Origin of the sequence: Ensifer sp. R-19, assembly GCF_049905105.1 — a bacterium.
Classification (GTDB): domain Bacteria; phylum Pseudomonadota; class Alphaproteobacteria; order Rhizobiales; family Rhizobiaceae; genus Ensifer.
The window spans coordinates 91,907-117,259 of sequence record NZ_CP184569.1 but is presented as its reverse complement, the minus strand read 5'-3'; the positions used below and the strand labels follow the sequence as shown (position 1 = coordinate 117,259).

Annotated in this window: 22 protein-coding genes, 1 tRNA gene and 1 pseudogene; 14 read left to right on the top strand and 10 right to left on the bottom strand. The window is 63.7% G+C overall.

Annotation, left to right across the window (positions count from 1 at the left end):
* Nucleotides 1–7 precede the first annotated feature (7 nt).
* The 4 genes from ACN9MO_RS00565 to ACN9MO_RS00550 form a co-directional block, all read right to left on the bottom strand.
* The gene (locus tag ACN9MO_RS00565) at nt 8–628 is read right to left on the bottom strand and encodes a nucleoside triphosphate hydrolase (protein ID WP_057248072.1); all 621 of its coding nucleotides are present in this window, start codon (nt 626–628) and stop codon (nt 8–10) included.
* Nucleotides 625–1,407: an ATP-binding cassette domain-containing protein gene (locus ACN9MO_RS00560; protein WP_057248071.1), complete on the bottom strand. Its 783-nt coding sequence runs from the start codon at nt 1,405–1,407 to the stop codon at nt 625–627. Before ACN9MO_RS00560 ends, ACN9MO_RS00565 begins: the two co-directional genes overlap by 4 nt.
* Complete coding sequence (locus ACN9MO_RS00555; protein WP_113132070.1) at nt 1,407–2,492, bottom strand: ABC transporter permease; 1,086 nt, start codon at nt 2,490–2,492, stop codon at nt 1,407–1,409. The genes ACN9MO_RS00560 and ACN9MO_RS00555 overlap by 1 nt, the downstream gene beginning before the upstream one ends.
* Nucleotides 2,493–2,689: 197 nt before the next feature.
* Nucleotides 2,690–3,715: a sugar ABC transporter substrate-binding protein gene (locus ACN9MO_RS00550; protein ID WP_113132146.1), complete on the bottom strand. Its 1,026-nt coding sequence runs from the start codon at nt 3,713–3,715 to the stop codon at nt 2,690–2,692.
* Nucleotides 3,716–4,112: 397 nt separating this feature from the next.
* On the opposite strand from ACN9MO_RS00550, the gene ACN9MO_RS00545 reads away from it, so the two are divergent.
* Together ACN9MO_RS00545 and ACN9MO_RS00540 are read left to right on the top strand one after the other, a co-directional pair.
* Nucleotides 4,113–5,345, top strand: coding sequence for an ROK family transcriptional regulator (locus ACN9MO_RS00545; protein WP_057248069.1), 1,233 nt, complete (start codon nt 4,113–4,115; stop codon nt 5,343–5,345).
* Nucleotides 5,345–5,773, top strand: a complete 429-nt coding sequence (locus ACN9MO_RS00540; RefSeq protein WP_113132069.1) for an RbsD/FucU domain-containing protein — start codon at nt 5,345–5,347, stop codon at nt 5,771–5,773. Before ACN9MO_RS00545 ends, ACN9MO_RS00540 begins: the two co-directional genes overlap by 1 nt.
* 98 nt (nt 5,774–5,871) lie before the next feature.
* Here the strand turns inward: ACN9MO_RS00540 and ACN9MO_RS00535 are convergent, their stop codons facing one another.
* Nucleotides 5,872–6,294, bottom strand: a complete 423-nt coding sequence (locus ACN9MO_RS00535; RefSeq protein ID WP_425986145.1) for a DoxX family protein — start codon at nt 6,292–6,294, stop codon at nt 5,872–5,874.
* 261 nt (nt 6,295–6,555) lie between these two features.
* Here ACN9MO_RS00535 and ACN9MO_RS00530 point away from each other — a divergent pair, with 261 nt between their 5' ends.
* Together ACN9MO_RS00530 and ACN9MO_RS00525 are read left to right on the top strand one after the other, a co-directional pair.
* Nucleotides 6,556–7,260 carry a Crp/Fnr family transcriptional regulator gene (locus tag ACN9MO_RS00530; RefSeq protein ID WP_058323618.1) on the top strand — a complete coding sequence of 235 codons (705 nt, stop codon included), beginning with the start codon at nt 6,556–6,558 and terminating at the stop codon, nt 7,258–7,260.
* Between the two features lie 5 nt (nt 7,261–7,265).
* A complete protein-coding gene (locus ACN9MO_RS00525; RefSeq protein ID WP_113132067.1) occupies nt 7,266–9,128 on the top strand; it encodes a CHASE2 domain-containing protein in 1,863 nt (620 codons plus the stop codon).
* Nucleotides 9,129–9,194: 66 nt separating this feature from the next.
* Here the strand turns inward: ACN9MO_RS00525 and ACN9MO_RS00520 are convergent, their stop codons facing one another.
* Nucleotides 9,195–9,821, bottom strand: a complete 627-nt coding sequence (locus ACN9MO_RS00520; RefSeq protein ID WP_113132145.1) for a FecR family protein — start codon at nt 9,819–9,821, stop codon at nt 9,195–9,197.
* A 215-nt stretch (nt 9,822–10,036) separates the two neighbouring features.
* Between ACN9MO_RS00520 and ACN9MO_RS00515 the strand changes: the two are divergent.
* Together ACN9MO_RS00515 and ACN9MO_RS00510 are read left to right on the top strand one after the other, a co-directional pair.
* A pseudogene (locus ACN9MO_RS00515) lies at nt 10,037–10,579 on the top strand (sel1 repeat family protein); the annotation flags it as partial.
* A gap of 39 nt (nt 10,580–10,618) precedes the next feature.
* Complete coding sequence (locus ACN9MO_RS00510) at nt 10,619–10,897, top strand: tetratricopeptide repeat protein (protein ID WP_425987131.1); 279 nt, start codon at nt 10,619–10,621, stop codon at nt 10,895–10,897.
* A 133-nt stretch (nt 10,898–11,030) separates the two neighbouring features.
* Here the strand turns inward: ACN9MO_RS00510 and ACN9MO_RS00505 are convergent, their stop codons facing one another.
* Nucleotides 11,031–12,065 carry a proline racemase family protein gene (locus ACN9MO_RS00505; protein ID WP_034797259.1) on the bottom strand — a complete coding sequence of 345 codons (1,035 nt, stop codon included), beginning with the start codon at nt 12,063–12,065 and terminating at the stop codon, nt 11,031–11,033.
* 198 nt (nt 12,066–12,263) lie between these two features.
* Between ACN9MO_RS00505 and ACN9MO_RS00500 the strand changes: the two genes are divergently transcribed.
* The 8 genes from ACN9MO_RS00500 (at nt 12,264) to ACN9MO_RS00465 (ending at nt 20,956) form a co-directional block, all read left to right on the top strand.
* Nucleotides 12,264–13,070, top strand: coding sequence for a 2', 3'cyclic nucleotide phosphodiesterase SpdA (locus tag ACN9MO_RS00500; RefSeq protein WP_113132065.1), 807 nt, complete (start codon nt 12,264–12,266; stop codon nt 13,068–13,070).
* A 40-nt stretch (nt 13,071–13,110) separates the two neighbouring features.
* The gene (locus ACN9MO_RS00495; RefSeq protein ID WP_057248253.1) at nt 13,111–13,422 is read left to right on the top strand and encodes a YkgJ family cysteine cluster protein; all 312 of its coding nucleotides are present in this window, start codon (nt 13,111–13,113) and stop codon (nt 13,420–13,422) included.
* Between the two features lie 186 nt (nt 13,423–13,608).
* Nucleotides 13,609–17,316: a trifunctional transcriptional regulator/proline dehydrogenase/L-glutamate gamma-semialdehyde dehydrogenase gene (putA, locus tag ACN9MO_RS00490; RefSeq protein ID WP_113132064.1), complete on the top strand. Its 3,708-nt coding sequence runs from the start codon at nt 13,609–13,611 to the stop codon at nt 17,314–17,316.
* 343 nt (nt 17,317–17,659) lie between these two features.
* Nucleotides 17,660–18,244 (top strand): IMPACT family protein, encoded by a 585-nt coding sequence (locus ACN9MO_RS00485; RefSeq protein WP_113132063.1) that lies wholly within the window; start codon nt 17,660–17,662, stop codon nt 18,242–18,244.
* 185 nt (nt 18,245–18,429) lie between these two features.
* Nucleotides 18,430–19,416 carry an aldo/keto reductase gene (locus ACN9MO_RS00480; protein ID WP_113132062.1) on the top strand — a complete coding sequence of 329 codons (987 nt, stop codon included), beginning with the start codon at nt 18,430–18,432 and terminating at the stop codon, nt 19,414–19,416.
* A 40-nt stretch (nt 19,417–19,456) separates the two neighbouring features.
* Nucleotides 19,457–19,888 carry a DUF1810 domain-containing protein gene (locus ACN9MO_RS00475; RefSeq protein ID WP_057248061.1) on the top strand — a complete coding sequence of 144 codons (432 nt, stop codon included), beginning with the start codon at nt 19,457–19,459 and terminating at the stop codon, nt 19,886–19,888.
* Nucleotides 19,889–20,355: 467 nt separating this feature from the next.
* Nucleotides 20,356–20,544 (top strand): hypothetical protein, encoded by a 189-nt coding sequence (locus ACN9MO_RS00470; protein ID WP_158539360.1) that lies wholly within the window; start codon nt 20,356–20,358, stop codon nt 20,542–20,544.
* Entirely contained in the window at nt 20,501–20,956 is a 456-nt protein-coding gene (locus tag ACN9MO_RS00465) for a hypothetical protein (protein WP_093231827.1), read from the top strand. Before ACN9MO_RS00470 ends, ACN9MO_RS00465 begins: the two co-directional genes overlap by 44 nt.
* Nucleotides 20,957–20,976: 20 nt before the next feature.
* Here the strand turns inward: ACN9MO_RS00465 and ACN9MO_RS00460 are convergent.
* The 3 genes from ACN9MO_RS00460 to ACN9MO_RS00450 all read right to left on the bottom strand — a co-directional run bounded on the left by ACN9MO_RS00460 (nt 20,977) and on the right by ACN9MO_RS00450 (nt 25,336).
* Nucleotides 20,977–21,053, bottom strand: a tRNA-Arg gene (locus ACN9MO_RS00460).
* 251 nt (nt 21,054–21,304) lie between these two features.
* Nucleotides 21,305–22,786 (bottom strand): sensor histidine kinase, encoded by a 1,482-nt coding sequence (locus ACN9MO_RS00455; protein ID WP_113132061.1) that lies wholly within the window; start codon nt 22,784–22,786, stop codon nt 21,305–21,307.
* A gap of 549 nt (nt 22,787–23,335) precedes the next feature.
* On the bottom strand, nt 23,336–25,336 hold the full coding sequence (locus tag ACN9MO_RS00450; protein WP_113132060.1) for a methyl-accepting chemotaxis protein: 2,001 nt from the start codon (nt 25,334–25,336) through the stop codon (nt 23,336–23,338).
* Nucleotides 25,337–25,353 lie beyond the last annotated feature (17 nt).

The window sequence follows — 25,353 nt, the reverse complement described above, 5'->3', positions numbered from 1 at the left end:
CCATCGATCAGAAATCCGCAAGCACGAGATCTGCGCGTCGCTGGTGCTCGACGACGCGATGCGCGTTGGGGATGTCGTTGCCGTGGGCTTTCCGCTTCGCCGCCTCCTCCTCGTAACCGTGATCGTACCAGCGTTTCAAAAGACGCCGCTCCAGCTCCTCGATCCCCGGGTTGATAAAGATGGAGAAATCGAAGGCACCCGCGAGCTTGTTCCAGGGGGCCTCGTCGAGAAGCAGATAGTTGCCCTCCACGAGAACCATGCGTGTTTCGGGCGCAACGATCCGGGCCGAGGCGATCGCCAATTCCCGCGACCGGTCGAAAACCGGAACAAGCACCTCGCCGTCATTGGCGCGGACCGCCTGAACCGTCGACAGGAACGCCCTAACGTCAAACGTTTCCGGCGCGCCCTTGCGAGGGAGCAGGCCCTTTTCTTCCAGGACGGCATTGTCCATGTGGAAGCCGTCCATTGGCAGCACCGCCGCCTTTTCGCCGCGGGCGACCAGGGCCTCGGCGAGCGCGTCCGACAGCGTCGACTTGCCGGCACCCGGAGGGCCGGCAATGGCGACGACGAAACGGGCAGCACCAGCCGCCCGTTTCAGGATTTCGTTGGCGATCGGCTCGACGTTCATGCCGCGAGCGCTTCGCGCGGCGGCTCCTTCGCCCCGGTCATGAAGGCGACAGCATCCGACATCGTGTGCTCCTTCGGATTGATGACGCATAGCCGTTTGCCGAGACGATGGACATGGATTCTGTCAGCCACCTCGAACACATGCGGCATGTTGTGCGAGATCAGCACGATCGGCAGACCGCGGGAACGCACGTCGAGGATCAGCTCCAGCACCCGCCGGCTTTCCTTGACACCAAGTGCTGCCGTCGGCTCGTCCATGATCACCACCTTGGAGCCGAAGGCTGCGGCGCGCGCCACGGCCACACCCTGGCGCTGGCCGCCCGAAAGCGTTTCCACCGCCTGGTTGATGTTCTGGATGGTCATCAGACCGAGCTCGGACAGCTTTGCCCGTGCCCGCTTCTCCATCTCCCCACGGTCGAGCGTGCGGAAGAGCTTGCCCATGATGCCCGGTTTGCGGATCTCGCGGCCGAGAAACATGTTGTCGGCGATCGACAGCGCCGGCGACAGCGCCAGGTTCTGGTAGACCGTCTCGATGCCGGCCGAGCGTGCATCCATCGGCGAGCGGAAGTGGACTGGCTGGCCCTCGAGCATGATCTCACCCTCATCGGGCGTGACGGCGCCCGATATCGCCTTGATCATCGAGGACTTGCCGGCACCGTTGTCGCCGATCACGGCGAGGATCTCGCCGGGATAGAGGTCGAAGTCGGCATAGTCGAGGGCGGTCACGCGACCGTAGCGCTTGACGAGGCCGCGGGCTGTGAGAATGGGTTCCTGTGTCATCAGGCAGCTACCTTTCTGATCCACTGGTCGATGGCGACGGCGGTGATGATCAGCACGCCGGTGAGGAAGACCTTCCATTGCGGGTCAGCGCCCAGCATGTTGAGGCCCATGGAGACGACGCCGACGATCATCGCGCCGATCAGGGTTCCAAGAATCGACCCACGTCCGCCGAAGAGCGAGATGCCGCCGATCACGGCTGCTGTGATGGCCTGCAGATTGTAGTCGGTGACGGCTGCCGACGGCGAGATCGAACCATTGCGGCCGATCGAAACCCAGGCGGCGAGTGCGGCGATCAGCCCGGCCAGCGTATAGGCGCTGAGCAGGACGCGGCTGGTGCGGATACCGGAGAGCTTGGCCGCTTCCGGATCGTCGCCGACAGCGTAAAGATGACGCCCCCAGGCCGTGTGATTGAGCGCATACCAGAGGCCGAAGACCAGCAAGACCATCATCACCACACCGAGCGTGAACACAGCGGAGCCCACCTTGAAGCTGACACCGAAGACGTGGAGCATCTGGGTGACGGCCGTCACATCGGCCTCGCGGATCGTCGCATTGGCCGAATAGATGAAGTTCGTCGACATGATCACGTACCAAGTGCCGAGCGTCACGATGAACGGCGGAAGCTTGACCCTGGAAACGAGGAAACCATTGAGAAAGCCGCAGGCGCCGCCGACGACGAACCCGAGGAAGATCGAGACCGGCGCCGGAAGCCCATAGGTCACGGCGCAGTTGCCCATGATGACCGCCGAAAGCACCATGATCACCCCGATCGAAAGATCGATGCCGGCCGTCAGGATCACCAGGGTCTGCGCGGCGCCGAGGATACCGACGATGGCGATCTGCTGGAGGATGAGGGTCAGCGTGTAGGACGAGAAGAACTTCCCGCCGATGGCAATGCCGAAGATCAGAATTGCTGCGACAAGCACGATGAACGGCACGGCCGCCGGCGTCGAGTGCAGGAAATGCTGGATCTTCTGGATCGCGGTCTTGTCATGCGTATCGAACGACGCGACCTGCGTCGAACTGTTGACCAGGACTTTTTCGAATTCCTGGGATGGTTGTGCGGCTGTGTTGGGCTCGCCCATGGACCTTCCTCCCGTGAACCCCGCTCCCAAGGGGTTGCGATGCAGTCGTGCACAGCCCGCCCACAAAGACGCGGGCATAAGCACTCTTAAGAAGCTGCGCGGTTTTCATCGCCGTGTCAAAGACATCGGCACTTACGCGAAGGGCGGCCGGGGCCGCCCTTCCGTTAATGGCTCATGCGTTCGAAGAGCAAAGGCGATCAGCCCCAGCACTTCTCCGTACCGACCTTGGTGTCGATCGACTCGACGCCGGCAGCCGGCTTGTCGGTGACGAGCGAAACGCCGGTGTCGAAGAAGTCCTTGCCTTCCGTCGGCTTCGGCTTTTCACCGGTATCGGCGAACTTCTTGATCGCCTCGATGCCGAGGGCCGCCATCATCAGCGGATATTGCTGCGAGGTGGCGCCGATGACACCTTCAGCGACCGACTTGACGCCCGGGCAACCGCCGTCGACCGAGACGATCAGCACGTCCTTCTCCTTGCCGACGGCCTTCAGCGCCTGATAGGCGCCAACGGCGGCCGGCTCGTTGATGGTGTGGATCACGTTGATGTCGGGATCCTTCTGCAGAAGGTTTTCCATCGCCTTGCGGCCACCTTCTTCGTTGCCGTTGGTGACGTCGTGGCCGACGATGCGCGGATCATCTTCGTCGCCGATCTTGTTCGGATCCTTCGTGTCGATGCCGAAGCCCATCATGAAGCCCTGGTCGCGCAGGACGTCGACGGTCGGCTGCGACGGCGTCAGATCGAGGAAGCCGATCTTGGCGGTCTTGGCACCGTCACCCATGGTGGCAGCGGCCCACTGGCCGATGAGCTTGCCGGCAACCAGGTTGTCAGTGGCGAAGGTCGCATCGGCAGCCGTTGCCGGATCGAGCGGCGTATCGAGCGCGATCACCAGAAGACCGGCTTCCTGCGCCTTCTTGACCTGATCGACGATCGCCTTGGTGTCGGAGGCGGCGATCAGGATGCCCTTGGCGCCATCGGCGATGCAGGATTCGATTGCAGCCACCTGGCTGTCGTGGTCGCCGTCGATCTTGCCGGCATAGGCCTTCAGCGTCACGCCGAGTTCCTGCGCCTTGGCGGTAGCACCCTCCTTCATCTTGACGAAGAAGGGGTTGGTGTCGGTCTTGGTAATGAGGCAGGCGCCGACATCAGCAGCCTGTGCCGGCGCGGCGAAAACGACGCCAAGGGACAGCGCGCCGAAAGCAGCGGAAAGAACAGTCTTCTTCATGAAATCCTCCCAAGGATTGAAAATCGGGTCGGCGGACCGCCCCAGGCCACGCGACAGCAACATTTTCCTCCGTTGCAATCGACGCTTCCGAGACGAAAACAAACACTAAAATTCCGGGGTGTCAATAAATAAATCAAATTGAATTATTATTTCGATGTGGCATTCTTGGGATGACGACGCTCCGTCCGAGAAGCGGAGCGTCAGACAAATTGACAGAGTCACAGCAAGCGGAAACAACAGACCTGCGCCAAGCGGGCACCAGAGCGGAATGAGGAGAAGTGCATGCGGTTTTCCGCCTGATCCCGCTCCAGCTTTTGAGAAGCGATCACGTCTATGGTTTTGGGTCGATCCGACCCTGAACCATCGTGATCTAATGCCAACGGGAGGAGACGGTGGCATGTCACTGACAGACGGTCCTGATCGGGGACCGATGCAACCTGAGGTCATTGACCCTAGCGGCGGGGCCAACCAGACGCGCGTGCGCGCCTATAACGAGCGCCTGGTCATGTCGCTGGTCAGGCGTCACGGCGGCCTCTCCAAAGCCGATATCGCCCGGCGTTCCGGCCTTTCGGCGCAGACCGTATCGGTGATCATGCGGGCGCTGGAAAGCGACGGCCTGCTGGTCAAGGGCGATCCCGTTCGCGGCAAGGTTGGACAACCATCGACACCGATGCGGCTCAATCCGGACGCGGTCTTTTCCTTCGGCGTGAAAATCGGCCGGCGCAGCGCCGATCTCGTGCTGATGGATTTCGTCGGCACCATCCGGCTGCATCTGCATCATGTGCATGCCTATCCGCTGCCCGGCGATCTCGTCGATTTCATCATTTCCGGCATGGCGAAGCTCGAACAGCAACTCAACCCCGATCAGCGCAAGCGGATCGCCGGCATCGGCATCGCCACGCCCTTCGAACTGTGGAACTGGGCGGAGGAAGTGGGCGCGCCGCGGGAAGAAATGAACAAGTGGCGCGACATCGATCTGCAGGCGGCAATCTCGGCCCGCACCACCTATCCGGTCTTCCTGCAGAACGACGGCACCAGCGCCTGCGGCGCCGAGCTCGCCTTCGGCGTCGGCGCCATCTACCCGGACTTCGTCTATTTCTATATCGGCTCGTTCATCGGCGGCGGCGTCGTCCTGAACTCGGCGCTCTTCTCCGGGCGTACCGGAACGGCTGGCGCCATCGGCCCCCTGCCGGTCTCGGGCAAGGACGGCAGGACCATCCAGCTCCTCAAGATCGCCTCGGTCTTCGTGCTCGAAAATCTGCTGCGCGAACGCGGCATCGACCCGCGGCCGCTCTGGTACTCGGCTGACGACTGGATCGACTTCGGCGAACCGCTCGACATCTGGATCGACGACTGTGGCGCGGCGCTTGCCCAGGCTGTCGTGTCGGCCGTCTCGATCGTCGACTTCTCGGCCGTTGTCATCGACGGCGGCTTCCCACCCTGGGTCCGGGCCCGGTTGCTCGCCGCCACCCGCAGGGCGCTCTACGAGCTCGACCTCCAGGGCGTTACCATCCCTGAACTGGTGGAAGGCCTGGTTGGTAGCCACGCGCGCGCCATCGGCGGCGCCAGCCTGCCGCTCTTCTCCCGCTATCTGCTCGACACCAATGTACTCTTCAAGGAGCTCGGCTGATGCTGAAAGGACTAAACCCGATCCTCAGTCCCGAGTTGCTCGCAACGCTCCGGGCGATGGGGCACGGCGATGAAATCGCGCTGGTCGACGGCAACTATCCGGGCCAGGAACATGCACGCCGTCTCGTCCGGCTCGACGGGCACCCGCTGATCCCGGTGCTCGACGCCATCCTCAGCGTTTTGCCAATCGACGATTTCGTGCCCGAAGCGATCTTCCGCGCCACCGTCAAACAGGACAGGGAGGCGCTGGAGCCGGTGCATCAGGAGATCGTCGCGTGCTGCGCCCGGCACGAGCCCGGCCGCCGTGTCGCGCCCTTGCTCGGAGCGGATTTTTACCCGCGCGTAAGAGCCGCCCACACGGTCGTCCAGACGAGCGAGCCCAGGCTCTACGGCAACGTCATTCTGCGCAAGGGCGTGATTTATCCCTGAAATGCAAGAAGCCCGCCGAACGAGCGACGGGCTTGATGTTACTGCGGTAAACCAGAGCATGCCTTGTGCGTTGATCCCAACGCGCGGCATGTTCGGTCTCAGGCGCCGCGCTTGTCGACCGACAGAGCGCCGGGGCCGAAGACGGCGAGCACGAGGAAACCACCGGCGATCGCGATATTCTTCATCATCATCAGGCCGTTGAAGACGGTCAGCAGGCCGTTGGCTTCCGGCGGGAAGGTCGGGATGTTGATCGCGCCGCTGTGGAAGGCGAAAGCGGTGATAAGGCTGAACGCCGCAAGCAGATAGGCGGCAATCTTCGTCTGGAAGCCGACGAGAACGGCAAGACCGGCGACGAGTTCGAAGAGGCCGGCAAGGTAAGCGAGTGCGGTCGGTGCCGGCCAGCCAGCGCCGGTGATCATCTGGGCCGTGCCCGACGGATCCATCAGCTTGCTGAAACCGGACATGATGAACATGATAGAGAGGAGGACGCGTCCGATGAGGACGACAACATTCTGAGGCATGCGAGGCTCCTGTGAGAAACGGTTGTTGGCAACAGAAGTATCAGCATTTTGAAATTCATCTAGCCGCTCCGAGAGCGACAGATCGTTCAAGAAAATGAAACGACCAGCCGGCATCGTCAACCTCCGAGCTTGGCGCTTTCTGACTTATCCGCAGACAAACACGGAACTACATCGTCGGCACATCGTTCTTTTCTATTGCAAGGAGGAGGCGGCTGGGCGAAGAATTTCGGCGCGGCAGGGGACGCCGCGCGGGGGCATGTCATGAACGAAATCAACAGGAGCCCGACTTTCTGGCGCTCGTTTCCGATCTTTGAAGAATTCGACAAGAATGCCATTGCCGAGCTTGCCGACATCGCGACCTACAGGAAGTGGCCGGCCGGCACCGTAATCTTCCAGCGTGGCGACGAAGGCAATTACATGATTGTCGTCATTTCCGGGCGCATCAAGCTGTCGCTGATCACACCGCAAGGCCGGGAACTAATGCTGCGCCAGCATGAAGCCGGTGCAATTTTTGGCGAGATGGCGGTGCTCGATGGCCAGACGCGGTCGGCCGACGCAACGGCGATGACGGCGTCGGAAGGCTATGTCATCGGCAAGAAGTCGTTCCTCGATATCGTCACCAACCGGCCGGAAGCGGCCGAGGCCGTCATCCGCTTCCTCTGCGCCCAGCTTCGCGACACGACCGAGCGGCTCGAGACCATCGCGCTCTATGATCTCAACGCCCGCGTCGCGCGCTTCTTCCTGGCCACGCTCCGCCAGATCCACGGCAACGAGCTGCCGGAAAGCGCCAATCTAAGGCTGACCATGAGCCAGACGGACATCGCCGGTGTGCTCGGCGCCAGCCGGCCGAAGGTCAACCGCGCCATCCAGTGGCTGGAGGAAAGCGGCGCGATCAGAAGAAACGAGGGCATCATCGCCTGCAAGGTCGGCCGCCTGCAAAGCATCGCCGATCCGGAGGAGGACTAACGCGCATGGCCGCTGAGCCGCGCCGGCAATTGCGTTTCACTCCGCTTGCCGGCGGGTTCCTGACGAGCTTGCTGGTTGCTGTCGCCCTCTATCTCTTCGCCGAGCCGGTATTCGAAACGCAGCGCGAGCTGTTCTTCGACAGCCTGACACAGTGGATTCCCGCGCCGCAGTCGCCTGACATCATTGTGGTCGACATCGACCGCCAGGCCCATCAATCGCGCCCGTCGGGCGAATGGGACAGGACGGCAACCGCCGATCTTCTGTCGCGGCTTGCGACGGCCGGCGCCGAGGCCGTGGCGGTCGACTTCGTCTTCAGCGCCGATTGCAACACGACCGGCGACGGCAATGCGGCCCTCGCCTCCGCGCTTGGACGTGTCCCCGTCGTGCTCGGCTTTCTGATTGCCGATACGATCCAGGAGCGGCCGCGTCCGGTACCGCCGCTGGCACTGAGCCGCCCCTTCGCCCCGCCCGAACTCTGGTTCCTCGACGGCGCCGAAACCTCCTGTGCCGCGTTCATGGACCGGGCGAAGGCGGCCGCCGCTTCGTTTCTCGTTGGCGACGAGGACGCGCGGATCCGGCGGGTACAGGCCTATGCCATCCTCGGCAACGACGCCTATCCGACGCTGGCGATCGAGGCGACACGGCTGATGCGCGGCGCCGGCACGCCGATCCTCGGCGGCGCACCCGCCTGGTTGCGCATCGACGGACGGGTGATGGCGCTCGATGAAACCGGCAGCCTGCGCTTCGTCGCCAGTGCTGCGGACCGGCTCGCCGCCCGCACCGTTTCCGCCGCCGATGTGTTGTCCGGCAAGGCGGCGGCGGATCGCTTTGCAGGCAAACTCGTGCTCATCGGCAGCAGCCTGCCGAGCCTCGGGGGCTTACGGCCCAGCGCCTCGATGCCGCTCGAACCCTCGGTGCAGATCCACGCGGATATCGCCAACGCGGTCCTGACCGGCTTCATACCGAAGCGTGACAGCCGGCTTCCGCTCGCCGAGGCCGCCATGGCCCTCGTCGCCGGATGTGGTATCGCCTTCGCGGCCGCGCGCCTTCGGCCAATGATATCCGCGGCCCTTGGCCTTATCGCCGTCGGCGCCGTCGTCGCGGCAGCAGCGATCATCTATGACACCAGTGGCTGGCTTATCGATGCGATCAGCATTTCGGTCGCGCTCGCCCTCGTTCTGGCGGTGACGAGCATCCTGCAATTTGCTCGGGTGCGGCGATCCGAAGCGGCGGCACGGCAGAAATTTTCGCAATACCTGCCGCAATCGGTCGTCGCCCGCTATATCGACAATCCCGGGCTTACACGCGTGGCCGGCGAGGAACGCCAGGTGACGGCGCTCTTCACCGACATCGAGAGCTTTTCCTCCCTGTCGCAGAGACTGAAGCCGCGGGACCTCATTGCCTTGCTCGACATCTACTTTTCGGAGGTCAACGCGCTGGTGGCCGAGCACGGCGGCATGGTCGACAAGGTGGTGGGCGATGCCGTGCACGCCTTTTTCAACGCGCCCGAGGACCTGCCGGAACACGTCGACAGGGCGATCGCGTGTGCCAGAGCGATCCATGCATTGACGGAAGAGATGCGGGGACGCCCGCAGTTTGCCGCCAACAGCTTCGGCAGGACCCGGATCGGCGTCGAGACCGGACCGGCGGTGGTCGGCGAAGTCGGCGCCGGCGGCAAGCTCGACTACACCGCCCATGGCGACGCGATCAATCTGGCGGCGCGGCTTCAGGAGGCGAACAAGTTCCTAGGCACATCGATCTGCGTCGGGCCTGCTGCCGCGGCGGAAAGCAAGCAGCCGCTTCGCCCGCTCGGCAGCCACGAAATTCGCGGCTTCTCGACGATGGAGCTTTTCACGGTTTCGGAGTAAAGCGCCGCAAAGCCAGTTTCTGGGACACAATGCGCGAAGCGGCTTGTGGTCGGGAGTAGCGACGGCTCAACGCGTTAGCCCGACGCTGGCATAGGCTTCCCTGATGCGCGGCTCACCCCAGTTGATGGGCTCGCTCGGGGCGTCACCGCGATGATGAAACTCCACCCCCTGCCCCGCAGCGACGATCCGGGTCACGCCGCCACGCGCGACCGAAACGCGCCCATGTTCGACGAAGACGGCAAATGCGGCCCGGCTCGGTCCGCAAAAGAACTTGGTGCCGCGCACGCCGATCATGCCGAAGGCCGTGCGGACCGCCACATCGACCTTGGGCAGGCCCTCGGGCCGATCGAACACCATGCGGCCCGTTCCGAGTTCGAGCGTACCACCCTGACCGGCGATGAAGCTGTCGACGAGCAGCTCGGTTTCGGCGCCGAGCAGCACGCGTGTATCGGTGCCGAGGTTCAAGGTCGCATGGCTCTCGACGTTCGTGCGCACGCGGTCGTTCTCGAAGAGCTGGCTACCGACCGTGAGCGGGTCGTCCTTTTTCGCCTGCTTCCGTCTAACGTCGCCGCGGACCTCCGTTGCCTCGCCAAGCGAAGGGCTTGCCCAGGAGGTGGCGACACCGCTGCCGGCCGCCGCCGTCAGCAGCAGGCCGCCGACGACAACGCGTCGTCTCACCAGCATCTTGCGCATTGGCGCTGCCAGATCTTCCATTGCCCCTCTCCCGTTTGAGCGTTGCGACCTTCGAGGATAGCCCCGGTGTTCACGGATGCAAGCCGGCTCAAGGGCCCGGCTCTTTATGTCCCTCCGTCACTTCGCCAGAGCTTTCGCCACCGGGCTGTTCCCGCCGTAACAGCCCTCCGTGACGGTCGCCGATAAATTGATCGTCAAGACACGGGGAGAGCATCATGGAAAAGCGCAGCACATCCGGAACCCGCATCATCAATGCCCTCTTCCTGGCGATCGTCAGTCTGCTGGCAGTGGCCGCGATCGCCCTCCCGTCGGCACGCGCTGCCGATCTCTCCGCCGCCGAAGTTTGCGACCGCGAAGCGGGCAGCATCTTCGACCTGCAGCGCAACCAGACTTTCCCGGCCGTTTCCACCGAAGACATCAGGATCGGCGTGGCGCTTTCGGCCTGCCGCGAGGCCTACAATCAGAAGAGCGGCGCTCGCGCCGAATTTCAGCTCGCCCGTGTGCTCGACAAGGCCGGGCAGAAGACCCAGTCGCTGCGCATTCTCGGTGAAGCCGCCGAACATGGCCACGCGCTGGCGATGACCAACTATGCCGTTCTCGTCGGTGAACAGGGCTACACGGCAACCGAATTCGCGCTGAACCAGAAGGCCGCTGCTGCCGGCAACGTTCTCGCGGCCTACAATCTCGGCGTCTCCTACCGCGACGGCATGGGCACGCCGGTCAACGGCAAGCTGGCGATCGAATGGTTCGAACGGGCATCGCTCGCCGGCGACGACGTCGCCGCCTTCAACCTCGCGGTGATCCTGGACGAAGGCAAGCTGGTGCCGGAAGACAACGCCAAGGCCGCCAAGCTTTATCGCCTGGCCGCAGGCCGCGGCAATGTCGATGCCATGGTCAATCTCGGCCTGATGCTGGAGAACGGTGAAGGCACCGCCAAGGATATCCCGGCCGCCCGTGCGATCTTCCGCAAGGCCGCCAACGAAGGTGACGCCTTCGCCGAACGCAAGCTCGCGGAACTTACCGGCAACGACGCCCTGCAGACGGCCATGCTCGGCAAGACCAGCCGCATCAAATAATCCAACACGCCTCCCAAGGGCCGCGCGGGCCGGAGATCATAGGGATCTTCGGCCCGCGTTTTCGTTTGGGCAATTCCAGAAACGGTGTGAAGCGACGATTCATTCGGAACTGCATGTTTCAAAGCAGGTCGGGTTAGCGAATTTCGCCCGCCTGCGGTCCCCAGGTATCGGTCAGCGCAAAGCCGTCGGCCAGCGGATCGAAGGGATCGAGCGCCACCTGGTGCAGGCCGAAGGTCCAGCCGCGGCCAGCAATCGTCGGGATGATCGCCTCGCGGCCGGCGACGGTCGTCACGCCTTCGAGGCCCACTTCGAACTCGGAGCCGATGATCGAGCGCGACTTCAGGACGTCGCCGACCTTGACCTTGCCGCGGGCGTGCAGCGTCGCGAGATTGGCCGAGCTGCCGGTGCCGCAAGGCGAGCGGTCGACGCGGCCCGGCCACATGGTCGTGCAGGTGCGGATCGTGCCGTCCGCCTCGACATCGCGGAACATGACGTAGGCGACGCCCTTGATTTCCGGGATCTCCGGATGGACGACGGGGATGGTGCGGTTGACGATATCCTTCAGGATCATGCCCGCTTCGACGATCTCGCGGGCGTTCGCCTTGTCGATCGTGGTGCCGATCTGGCCGACATCGACCAGCGCGTAGAAGATGCCGCCGTAGCAGAGGTCGAGCTTGATCTTGCCCCACTTCGGCGTGTCGACCTCGACGTCGAGCTCATGCACGAAGGACGGGACCATCGTCAGCTTCACCTTCTCGCAACGGCCGTCGCGGCAGGTCGCAGTGGCCTTGACGAGGCCGGACGCCGTGTCGAGCATCACCACCGTCTCCGGCTCCTTCATCTCGATGATGCCGGATTCGAGCAGGGCAGTGGTGACGCAGATCGAGTTCGAGCCGGACATGGCATGCGCCTGGTCGGCCTGGAGGATGATGAAGCCGGCGTCTGCCTCCGGCCGCTTCGGCGGCACCAGCAGGTTGACCGAGCCGATCGAACCGGAGCGCGGCTCCAGGCACAGGAACCGGCGCAGGCTGTCATCGACCGTGTTGATGTGGTTGAGCTGCTCGGCGATCGAGTTTCCCGGGATCTTCGGCACGCCGCCGATCGCGACCTTGCCGATCTCACCCTCGCAATGAACGTCCAGCAACTGGATTGTGCGCTTCCACCGCATGCCGTTTCTCCAATTCGCTTGCCGTCGCCCTAGCGGCGATCATAGCTGATATATCAGATGCGTTTGCATTAGCGCTTTCCTAGGCCCGCCGCAAGAAGAACCGCCGATCTCCGAGAGAGTCGCCCCAAAGTTGCCGCTTGACGCGTCATACGCCGCGCGACAGCTTGGGCCACCCGCGACGCAACCTTCTGGATCTCCATGACAAAGCTGATCATCTTTACCGACCTACACATGGTGCCCGAAGGCACGACGATCATCGGGCTCGATCCCTACCAGCGCCTGGCCAATGGCATCGAACACGTCAACCGTTACCATGCGGACGCCGACCGGGTGATTTTCACCGGCGACCTCACCCACTACGCCGATCGCGTTTCCTACGAACGGCTGAAGCGGCTCATCGATCAGTTCACGCCGCCGGTCGCCATCACCATCGGCAACCACGACCGGCGCGAGGTTTTTCTCGATACCTTCCCGGACGCGGTGGCGGACGAGAACGGTTTCGTACAGCAGGCGATCGATTTCCCGGACTGCCGTGCCATCCTGCTCGATACGCTCTTTGCGCCGCCCTATGATTATCCCACCAGCCATGTCGGCATGCTCTGTGCCAAACGTCTTGCCTGGCTCGACCGGCAGCTTGCCGAGGCCGGCGACAAACCGGCGCTGCTGTTCATGCATCATCCGCCACACAGAACGGGCTTTACCGGCATGGACATGATCCGGCTCGCCAACGAGACGGAGTTCTACGCGCTCGTCAAACGACACGGCAACGTGCGGCATATCTTTGCCGGCCACGTGCACCGCACGATCAGCGGCTCCAGCCGCGGCATTCCGTTCTCGATCTTCAAGAGCCCCGTGCACCAGCAGCCGATGCCCTTCGACACACCCGATACGTCTCTGTCTGTCGACGAGCCGGCGGCCTACGGCATCGCCGTCGTGACCGACGATGGCGTGCTGGTGCATACGGAAGACTACGAGATTGCCCGCCGGGACGCGACCATCGCGTGAGGGCCATTTCGGACCGCGGACCTTCATGCTAGTTTGGCGCATGACCCATTCCGCTTCCGACGACATCTTCGATTGCCAGAGCTGCGGCGCGTGCTGCGCCTATTCGGCCGACTGGCCGCGCTTCTCGCTGGAGACGGACGAGGAGCTCGACCTGATCCCGGCGGAATATGTGTCGGCCGATCTCGGCGGCATGCGCTGCGAGGACGATCGTTGCTCCGCACTCGGCGGCAAGCTCGGCGAACACGTCGGTTGCAAGATCTATGCGATCAGGCCAATCGTCTGCCGCACCTGCATGCCCGGCGACGACGAGTGCCTGATGGCCCGCGAGAAGCATTTCGGCAAGGCGGCCTGATCTCTGATCATCCGGTGGTATCGCGAGCAATCCGCATTGTCTCCGGCCATGTTCGGCCGTAGCGGTGAAACATTCCGCAAAAGACAAAAAATGCCGGATGGATGTACGGCGAAAGGAAGCGTATTTTCCGCCCACGATCGGGGGCGCGCCGCGCCCTCCAAACCGCTTCCCGGAGGATAGCGCTCGATGAGCCAGACACCGCTTCAAAAGACCACGACCGAAACCGGCGCGCCGCAGGCTCCCTTCGCCGATTTCGCCCCGCCGGTGCGGCCGCAGAGCACGCTGCGCCAGGCAATCACTGCCGCCTACCGCCGCCCGGAAACGGAAGCGCTGCCGGCGCTGATCGAAGCCGCAACGCTTGACGCCGCGACCCGCGCGGCAGCGGCCAAGACCGCACGCAAGCTGATCGAGGCACTGCGCGCCAAGCACAAGGGTTCGGGCGTCGAGGGTCTGGTGCAGGAGTATTCGCTGTCGAGCCAGGAAGGCGTGGCGCTGATGTGCCTTGCCGAAGCGCTGCTGCGCATTCCTGATACCGCAACGCGCGACGCGCTGATCCGCGACAAGATCTCCGACGGCGACTGGAAGTCGCATATCGGCGGCGGCCGCTCGCTGTTCGTCAACGCCGCCACCTGGGGTCTCGTCGTCACCGGCAAGCTCACCGCCACCGTGAACGACCGCAGCCTTTCGGCCGCTCTGACCCGTCTCATCGCCCGTTGCGGCGAGCCGGTCATCCGCCGCGGCGTCGACATGGCGATGCGCATGATGGGCGAACAGTTCGTGACCGGCGAGACCATCGACGAGGCGCTGCGCCGTTCGCGCGCGCTCGAACAGAAGGGCTTCCGCTATTCCTACGACATGCTCGGCGAAGCGGCGACGACGGCTGCCGACGCGGAGCGCTACTACCGCGACTACGAGACGGCGATCCATGCCATCGGCAAGGCGTCCGCCGGCCGCGGCATCTATGAAGGCCCCGGCATCTCGATCAAGCTTTCGGCGCTGCACCCGCGCTACGCCCGTTCGCAGGCCTTGCGCGTCATGGAAGAGCTGCTGCCGAAGGTGAAGGCGCTCGCTCTCATCGCCAAGAAATATGACATCGGCCTCAACATCGACGCCGAGGAAGCCGATCGCCTCGAACTCTCGCTCGACCTGCTAGAAGAACTCTGCCTCGACAAGGACCTCGCCGGCTGGGCCGGCATGGGCTTCGTCGTCCAGGCCTACGGTAAGCGCTGCCCCTACGTGCTCGATTTCATCATCGATCTTGCCCGCCGCGCCGAACGCCGCGTCATGGTTCGCCTCGTCAAGGGCGCCTATTGGGACGCCGAGATCAAGCGCGCCCAGCTCGACGGTCTCGAAGATTTCCCGGTCTATACCCGCAAGATCTACACCGACGTCTCCTACATCGCCTGCGCCAAGAAGCTGCTGGCCGCGACCGACGTGATCTTCCCGCAGTTTGCGACGCACAACGCCCAATCGCTTGCGACCATCTACGAAATGGCCGGCAAGGACTTCAAGGTCGGAAAATACGAGTTCCAGTGCCTGCACGGCATGGGCGAGCCGCTCTATGACGAAGTGGTCGGCAAAGGCAATCTCGACCGTCCCTGCCGCATCTACGCCCCGGTCGGCACGCATGAGACGCTGCTTGCCTATCTCGTTCGCCGACTGCTCGAAAACGGTGCGAACTCCTCCTTCGTCAACCGCATCGCCGATCCGAAGGTTTCGGTCGACGAACTGACCGCCGACCCGGTCGAGATCGTCCGCGCCATGCCCATCGTCGGCGCGCCGCATGACCAGATCGCTCTGCCCGACAATCTCTTCGGCGAAACGCGCCGCAACTCGGCCGGTCTCGACCTCTCGAACGAAGCGGGCCTCACCTCGCTGACCGCAGCACTTCAGGCCAGTGCGGCCGTCGACTGGAAGGCCGTTCCGCAGCTGGCAACCGGCCCGGCCTCGGGCGAAACGCGGGCCGTCGTCAACCCCGGCGACCACCGCGACGTGGTCGGCTCGGTCACCGAGGCTTCCGAAGCCGATGCCCGTCAGGCCGCGACCCTTGCTGCCAAGGCCGCCGCAAGCTGGGCCGCCGTCTCGCCGGCCGAACGTGCTTCTTGCCTGGTGCGCGCCGCCGATCTGATGCAGGCACGCATGCCGACGCTGCTCGGCCTGATTGCCCGCGAAGCCGGCAAGTCTCTGCCGAACGCCATTGCCGAAGTACGCGAAGCGATCGACTTCCTGCGTTACTACGCCGAACAGACGCGCCGCACGCTCGGCCCGGCCCACAAGGCGCTTGGACCCATCGTCTGCATCAGCCCGTGGAACTTCCCGCTGGCGATCTTCGCCGGCCAGATTGCCGCGGCCCTCGTTGCCGGCAACCCGGTGCTGGCAAAGCCGGCCGAGGAAACGCCGCTGATTGCCGCTGAAGGCGTGCGCATCCTGCACGAGGCTGGCATCCCCGCCGACGCCCTGCAGTTGCTCCCCGGCGACGGCCGTATCGGCGCGGCCCTGGTGGCTGCACCGGAAATCGCCGGCGTCATGTTCACCGGCTCGACCGAAGTCGCGCGCCTGATCCAGGCGCAGCTTGCCGACCGGCTTTCGCCCGCCGGCCGGCCGATCCCGCTGATCGCCGAGACCGGCGGCCAGAACGCCATGATCGTCGACAGCTCGGCACTTGCCGAACAGGTCGTCGGCGATGTCATCGCCTCGGCTTTCGACAGCGCCGGCCAGCGCTGCTCGGCGCTGCGTGTTCTCTGCCTGCAGGAAGACGTCGCCGACCGCACGCTTTCGATGCTGAAGGGTGCGCTGCACGAGCTGAAGATCGGCCGCACGGACCGGCTCTCGGTCGATGTCGGCCCGGTCATCACCGCCGAAGCCAAGGGCATCATCGAGAAGCATATCGACGCGATGCGCGGTCTCGGCCGCAAGGTCGAGCAGATCGGCCTTGCCTCCGGAACCGAAGAGGGCACCTTCGTGCCACCGACGATCATCGAGCTCGACAAGCTCTCCGACCTCAAGCGCGAAGTCTTCGGTCCGGTGCTGCACGTCATCCGTTACCGCCGCGACGATCTCGACCAGCTGATCGACGACATCAACGCCACCGGCTACGGCCTGACCTTCGGCCTGCACACGCGCCTCGACGAGACGATCGCGCATGTGACCGCACGGGTGAAGGCGGGCAATCTCTATGTCAACCGCAACGTCATCGGCGCTGTCGTCGGCGTTCAGCCCTTCGGCGGACGCGGCCTCTCCGGCACCGGCCCGAAGGCCGGCGGCCCGCTCTATCTCGGCCGTCTCGTCGCCACCGCACCGGTTCCGCCACAGCACAGCTCGGTTCACACCGATCCGGCGCTGCTCGACTTTGCCAAGTGGCTCGACGGCAAGGGCGCCAAGACTGAGGCAGAAGCTGCCCGCACCGCCGGCAGCAACTCGGCCCTCGGCCTGCTTTCGGAGCTTCCGGGCCCGGTCGGCGAACGCAACCTCTATGCGCTGCACCCGCGCGGCCGCGTCCTGCTGGTTCCGGCGACGGAAACCGGTCTCTACCACCAGCTGGGTGCTGCGCTTGCGACCGGCAACACCGTGGTCGTCGACGCCGCTTCCGGCCTCCAGGCCTCGTTGAAGGACCTGCCGGCGAGCGTTTCCGCCCGACTTTCCTGGTCGAAGGAATGGGCGGCCGATGGTCCGTTCGCTGGTGCACTCGTCGAAGGCGACGGCGAACGCGTGCGCGAGGTCAGCAAGGCGATTGCCGGCCTGCCGGGCCCGCTCGTTCTCGTCCAGGCGGCTTCGACCGAAGAGATCGGCAGGAACCCCGACGCCTATTGCCTGAACTGGCTGCTCGAGGAGGTCTCGACCTCGATCAACACGGCGGCCGCCGGCGGCAATGCCAGCCTGATGGCGATCGGCTGATCGTCACTCGTCCTCACAGACAAGAATGCCTCTCCCGAACGCGGGAGAGGCGATGAAGGGGCTGGGGCTTCACCCGGTCGTCGTGGCGCTGCCCTCTCCTCTTCATCTCTGTGCTTGTCACAGAGATCCAGCTGCGCCGCGTCGGCGGCGCGAAAGAACCTTTCAAGGCGACACTGCAGACGGCGCCGCAGACGCGCCGTGACTGCATTTCCGTGACAAGCACAGAAATGAGGGCCGGAAAAGTTCGGACCCGCTCCGATACTCAAGCCCTGTGTCGCGCCCCAAACCATGGTGGCGCCCTTGCCCGCAATCCGTTATCAGCGTTTCAGAAACGGAAGCAGCCATGTTCACCCTCACGCGCATCGAAACGGCAACCCAGGACGCCAAGAAGAGCCGGTTTCTGGCCATTGCCGCGCCTATTGCCGATGAACAGGCGGCGAAGGATTTCCTGAGCGCCCATTCCGATCCCACGGCGAACCACAATTGCTGGGCCTGGCGCATCGGCCAGGCCTATCGCTTCAGCGACGACGGCGAGCCGAGCGGCACGGCCGGCAAGCCTATTCTCGCCGCGATTGACGGCCAAGAGCTCGACCGGGTCGCCGTGGTGGTCACCCGCTGGTTCGGCGGTATCCTGCTTGGCAGCGGTGGCCTGGTGCGCGCCTATGGCGGCACGGCGGCGCTTTGCCTCAGGGCTGCGGAAAAGATCGAGATGATCGAAACCGTGCGTGCGACCGTCGCAGTCGACTTTTCCGACATGGCGCTGATCAAGGCGCGGCTCCTCGCCCGCGACGTGACCATTGCCGGCGAGAGCTTCACGGACAAGGGCCTGGTTCTGACCGTGGACCTGCGCAAGGATGAAGCGGAGGCGATCCTTTCCATGGTCGTCGATCTCAGCCGCGGCAAGGCCTTAGTCTCGCTCGACGACTAGCTCCCGGCGCGCCCACGCCCCAAGCGATCAGCTTCCGCCCGAAAACGCGTTCTCAGCCAGCCTGTCGAGAAAAGTGTGCGCGGTTTCCCGCTCTCTATCTCGCTCTAATTTACTCGATCAGACCGGTCATAATAGAAGCGCTCCACACAGCCTATGATCGACGACGCAACACAGGAGACAGCACCATGAAAACGAGAGTTCTTGGCAAGACCGGCGCAACCATTTCCGAGATCGGCTTCGGCGCCTGGCAGATCGGAGGCTCCTGGGGCGATGTCAGCGAGGCAGACGGCAAGCGTGCACTCAATGCCGCACTTGATGGCGGCGTCACCTTCGTTGATACGGCCGACGTCTATGGCGATGGCCGGTCCGAAAAGATCATCGCGGCAGTGTTGAAGGAGCGCGGCGGCGACAGGCCCTTCGTTGCAACCAAGGCCGGCCGCCGGCTCAACCCGCACGTGACCGAAGGCTATACGGGCGAGAACATCGAGGCCTTCATCGACCGCAGCCTCGCCAATCTCGGCGTCGAGACGCTCGATCTCGTACAGCTGCACTGCCCGCCGACCGAGGTCTACTATCGTCCGGAGCTGTTCGGTGCGCTGGACCGGCTCGTCGCCAAGGGCAAGATCCGGCACTACGGCGTGTCAGTCGAAAAGGTCGAGGAAGCGCTGAAGGCGATCGAATATCCCGGCGTTGCGACCGTGCAGATCATCTACAACATCTTCCGCCAGCGCCCGCACGAGCTGTTCTTCACCGAAGCTCAGAAGAAGAATGTCGGCGTCATCGTACGCGTGCCGCTCGCCTCCGGCCTGCTTTCCGGTAAGATCACCCGGGAAACCGCCTTTGCCGCTGACGATCACCGCAACTTCAACCGGCACGGCGAAGCCTTCGACGTCGGCGAGACCTTTGCCGGTGTGCCGTTCGAAACGGCGCTGGAAGCCGTCGAGCAACTTCGTCCGCTGGTGCCCGAAGGCGTGCCGATGGCACAGTTCGCGCTACGCTGGATCCTCGAGCAGCAGGCCGTCTCGGTGGTCATCCCCGGCGCCCGCAACGAGGCGCAGGCAAAATCCAACGCAGCCGCCAGCGCGCTTGCAGCCATCGACGAGCAGACCAAGGCGGCCATCACCGCAGTTTACGAGCGGCTGGTGAAGGTTCATGTTCATCATCGCTGGTAACTGACGCCACCGCCGCAGGCGTGGAGAAGGAGACGCGGCAATGCCTGATCCCTTCGAGCTCAAACGTTTCGTCGAAGCCCAGGACCGTGTCTATGCCGCGGTTCTGGACGAACTCGGCCACGGCCGCAAACGGACACATTGGATGTGGTTCGTCTTCCCGCAGATCGCCGGCCTCGGGCACTCGCCGATGGCAGAGCGCTACGCGATCTCCGGGCTCGACGAAGCGCGGGCCTATCTCGCCCATCCACTGTTGGGGTTGCGGCTTCGGCAATGCACCGAACTGGTCAATTCGGTTTCAGGGAAATCGGCACACGACATATTCTCCAGCCCCGACGACGTGAAGTTCCGGTCATCGATGACCTTGTTTGCCGAGGCCGACGAGGGCGGGCACCTGTTCGAACAGGCGCTTGAGCACTATTTCGGGGGAGAGAAGGATCGGCGCACTCTGGACATACTGGCGCACCTTCGGTGACGCTAACGCTCGCGGAACGTCGTTTGGTTCCGTCAGAGATTGGGCGTCGAGTTAACTAGGAAGAACAGGATCGTGAAGGCACATATCGAAAGGCCAGCTACGATCACCAGCAGTTCTTTCATCATATAGCGATACATCCGGCACCTCCTTTCCTTCAGTGGCCGCAATATCTTCCTGAATATAGGAAGTCATTGGGCCAATTCTCAGACACAGGCGTCAAAAGTTCGTGAAGGCGCTTCCGCCTTTTTGTGATCCGGAGTCACTATCCCCCAAAGGCTCCGAGACGGGTTCGGCGCCTCCACGACCTCTAGAAATTACATTATACTAATATATATTCTTTGTCACGTAACCACTTCGGAGCATTGAACAATTACCCCACGCTCCGTGCGGCGAATATGTCGCAGTATCAAAAATCGTCGTGACTGTGGGCAAGGCCCCTACCCCTCGAAGTGGACGGTCATCCGCAAATGACGATGCTCGTCGACGAGCAACGTCTCATGTGCGAAGTCGGTACCGACCTCGTCGTCGGCTCCGCACCGCCCGAGAAGGCAGGCTCCGCCTCGGCCATGACCGAAACCGTGCAGGAATCTCGGCATTTCGCTCGGCATCGCCGTGCTCGGCAGCATCTCGACTGCGATCTATCGCCATTCGATTGATCTCAGCACACCCGATAACCTCGGGGACGCGGCCCGCGAGGCAGTCAGCGACAGTCTGTGGGGCCCGCGGGCGGTGCGGGCGGAACTGCCGGCGGCCCTCATCGAGAATGCCCGGGCGGCCTTTACGACAGGCTTCAACAGCGCGGCCATCCTCAGCGCGATCGCCGTGACCATCCTTGCGGTCCTCGCAGCGGTGGCGCTGCGTCATATCGAGAAACTCGGGCCGCCATCCGAGCGAGCGGGATCGCTCGGCCGTTCGCGCACCGCCGCCAAAGCAATCGGCTCGCAACCAAGCGTGGCCGAACGGCTGCGCGACCGACAGCTGCGCCAACGTCGCACAGCGCCGCGCTTGACTGAAAGGATGGCCCCAAAACGCAAAAATCCCCGCACAAACGACGGGGATCTGGACTAGCCTAAGCTATTGAAGAAGAATGGCGCACCCGAAGAGATTCGAACTCCTGACCCCCAGATTCGTAGTCTGGTGCTCTATCCAGCTGAGCTACGGGTGCTTGCCTGAAGCGGTCGAACCGCTTGCGTGAGCGGTTCTCTAAAGGGTCCTTTCGGGGATTGCAAGCGCCGTTCGGCAAAAAAATTTCATTTTTACGACGATGCCCCGACTTGCTGTGGACAGTCGCTACGACTGCGGTGCAGCAATGCCCTGAAAAGCAGGGTGTTGCGCCGCGGAAGCGGCCCCGGAAAAATTTGTTGGAGGCGCCAGCCTTAGCGGCTACCCGCCTCATGGGGCGGGAATTGCCGTGCGCTAGTGGCGAAACTTCGAGCGGAATGCGTCGAGCGGCACCGGCCGGTCGGGCAGTTCGATGCGGAAGAGCGTGCCGGGCGTCGGCTTTTCGACAAGCGCGATCGTGCCGCCATGGGCAAGCACCAGCTCGCGCGCGATCGCGAGACCAAGTCCGGTGCCACCGGAGCGGGCCGAGCCGCGGAAAGCGGCGAACAGGTTTTCCCGCGCCTTCGGCGGCATGCCGGGGCCGGTATCGTCGACGGAGATGGTGACGACGCTGCCGATGCGCATGGCCGACACCGTGACAAGCCGCGGACGGCCGTCCTCCGGCTCATGGTTGGTCAGGGCCTGGACGGCATTGCGGCAGATATTGTGCACCACCCGGAAGAGCTGCTCGCTATCCGCATCGACCTCGATGTCGTCCTGCATCTGGATCTGGAAATCGATGCCCGCCTGGGGATCGATCGCCAGCAGTTCGGCGACATCGGAAACAAGCGGCTTCAACGCCACGAAGCGGCGATGCGGCTCGGCCTCGGTGGTGCGGCCATAGGAGAGGACCTCGCGCGTATAGCCGACAGCCCGGTCGATGGTGCGCAGCAGGGTCGGGGCGAAACGCTTGACCACGGGATCATCCACGTCGGCCAAGCGGTCGGAGATCAGTTGTGCCGAAGACAGAATATTGCGCATGTCGTGGTTGATCTTCGACACGGCAAGGCCAAGCTCGGCAAGGCTCTTCTGCTGCTTCAGCGTCTTCTGCAACTCGCGCTGCATGCTGGCGAGATGCTGGCCGGCGACGGCAAGCTCATCTCGCCCCTCCGGCGGCACGAGCACCCGACCCGGATCGGCCGGATCGTCCGAGAATTCCTGCATGCTCGCCGTCATCCGCCGGATCGGCGTGATCAGCATGCGGTTGATGGCGAGGAAGATCAGCGCCGCCGTGATCAGCGAAATGATAAGCGACAGGACAAAGACGTTGCGCGAATAGACGAGCATCGCCTTGCGCAGGCTCGCATCCTTCATCAGGAGCTCGATCGTCGCGTCGCTTTCGCCGAGCGGCCCGTAGACACGGATCACACGATCGCCGCCGAAGAGCAGGGTATCGAAGGCATCGCGGATCGCTGCAAAGGCCGTGGAATTGGCGACGTCGTATTCGCCTTCGATCTCAACGGGCATGTCGGTGAGCGCGATCATGCGCGACGCATCCTTGCGGCGGATGACGATCGCCTTGGTGCCGGTCGCCATCAGCGTGTCCTTCTGCACGCTGCGCGGCAGCTCGACATTCTGCAAGCCGTCGACGACGACGGCAGCGGCGGCAGCCGTGTTCAGCCGATCCTCAAGCCAACGAATGCGCATGGTGGCGACAGACGGCGCGAAGATCAGCACCTCCGCCAGCATGACGAAGACGATCGTCAGCAGGAGCAGCTTGCCGGAAAGGCCCCGGAAGAACCCCGCACTCGTCTTCAGTGGCTCACTTGCCGTTGCCGGACGCGTCTCTTCCGCCATGCCTTACAAACTTCCCTGCCCGTCAACCAAAACGCCCGAGAGCCCGCACACGTGCCCGAGCCTATCGGCTTCGCGCCAAGGGTCCATAATAGGAGATGGCCGTCTGTTTTCCAATCTCGGAGCGGCCGGGCGGGGTGCGACATAGGCGCGGACATCATTCAGTGTCGCGCCGTTGGCAATTGCAAAGGACCACATCCCGCTTATCTCCCTCCCCTCGCATCGCCGAAGCGAAATCTTCGGCGCGCTGCCGCCTCGGTCTGGCCTACCTGCACAGAATCCGGATCTGTGTAAGTCACCCAGGGAACAGTTCTGCAATCGTCTGGCCGGTGCGTTGTCGGCGGCTGTGACGCCAGACCGGCGGCTGGCATTCGAGGCTACCAAAAAAGCGAACCCGCGGCACCATGACGGTACCGCGGGCTCCGATCACCTGCAGCGCCGCGCGTCCTCTCAGACGCGCAAAGGTCGCTGTAGCGCTTTCAAATGCTGCCTGCTTTCGCCCTTAATCGCCTACCTCTTGCGGAAACAAGCAGTCGCGAGGCAAGGCGCCGATCAGAACTCTTGCCAATCGTCCTTCGCCACAGCCGCAGCGGAGCTACCGCCAAAGGCACGGGCGACGTTGCCCATCATGCGGCGCGCCGGCGATTCGACCGGGCGGGCTGCCTCACGCGCCACAGCGATCGGCCGGGCGGCGACATTGTCCACCTTGAAGTAGGCGATCAGGTTGGCGAGGTTGTTGGCCTCGGCGGAGAGCTTGTGGGTGGCGGCATTCGCCTCCTCCACCATCGCCGCGTTCTGCTGGGTCACTTGGTCCATCTGGTTGACCGCGGTGCTGACTTCACTGAGGCCCGTCGACTGCTCGCGCGCCGCCGTTGCGATCGAGTGGATATGATCGTTGATCTTCAGGACGCGGTCTTCGATCTCACCAAGAGCCGAACCGGTTTCCTGAACCAGCCGGACGCCGGTCGCCACTTCGCTGCCGGACTTCGAGATCAACGACTTGATGTCCTTGGCGGCACTTGCCGCACGCTGGGCAAGCTCTCGGACTTCCTGTGCGACGACCGCAAAGCCCTTGCCCGCATCACCGGCACGCGCCGCCTCGACGCCGGCGTTCAGCGCCAGAAGGTTGGTCTGGAAGGCGATTTCGTCGATCACGTTGGTGATCTGGCCGATCTCGCTCGACGCCTGCTCGATGCGGCCCATCGCGTCGACGGCGTTGCGTACGACAGCGGCCGACTGCGCGGCGCTGTGCTTGGCCTCGTTGACCATGACGGTCGCTTCCTGCGCCCGCTCGGTCGAGCTCTTCACCGCAACGGTGATCTCGTCCAGGGCAGCCGAGGTTTCCTCGAGGGCCGCGGCCTGCTGTTCGGTGCGCTTCGAAAGGTCGTCCGCTGCGGCACGCAGTTCGGACGAGTTGCCGTTGATCGTGTCGGTCGTCACGCGGACTTCACGCAGCGTCTTCTGCAGCGTCGACAGCGTTTCGTTGACGTTCTTCTGCAGTTCGGCGAAGGCGCCCTGGAAATGGCCGTTCATGCTCTGGGTCAGGTCGCCGCCCGCAAGGCTCGCGACCACCCGGCGGGTCTCGGCGATGCCCGCATCGACGCTGCCGACCAGTTCGTTGACGCTTTTCGCGAACCGGTTGAGGTCGTCGTTCTCGTAGTCCTTGCCGATGCGCTTGGTGAAATCGCCGGCGGCAGCGGCCGCCACGACGACGCCGATGCTCGACTGGAGGTCGGCGCTCTTTTCACGCAGCACCGCTTCCTGTGCGTTGAGGTCGCGAACGGCAAGGCCGTTCTGCTTGAAGACCTGAACGGCTTCAGCCATTTCGCCGATTTCGTCCTTGCGGCCAGCGAAGGGCACGTCGACGGTCAGATCGCCGCCAGCCAGTTGCTTCATCTTGCCGGTCAGCTCGAGGATCGGGCGGCTCAAATGGTTCGTTGCGATATAGAAGGCCGCGCCGAGGCCGGCGAGCATGCCGAGGCCGGCGATGGCGAGAATGGTGATGATTACACCGCGCTCGAAGGTGGCAACGTCAGCCGTAACGACTTCAAGCGTCTTCAGGTTTATGTCGACAACGCCGTCGATCTGCTGCTGGAAAGCCTTGCGGTTCGCGCGATTGGCATCGGTGTTGCCCTGCTCGTTGGCGGCCTGCGGCGAGACCTCCTCGCCAAGCCGCGCCGTCTCGACGCGGAAAGTCTTGAACTCCGCGGCGCGGGCGACCAGCGTATCGAAGGACGCTTTCGTTTCAGCCGGGATCAGCGGGCGCCACTCGGTGAGCAGCGCGTCGATCTTGTCGAGGTTCTTGCGAATGCCTTCGGCGAAGGGCTTGGCCTTCTCGATGGTCGGGGCGGCGTAAATACCGCGCGATTCCATGACGACCGCGGTCACCAGACGATTGAGGCGTTCCGCGTTGAAGGCGCGCGTCGCAACATTCTCGTACTGGTGGAATTTCTCGTTGTATCTGCTGACGGCGACCAGCGACATCCCGGTCACCGCAACCGCCAGCAGGCTCATGATCCCGACGATCAGATAGATTTTACCGCGTATTTTCATCCCGACCTCCACAAGGT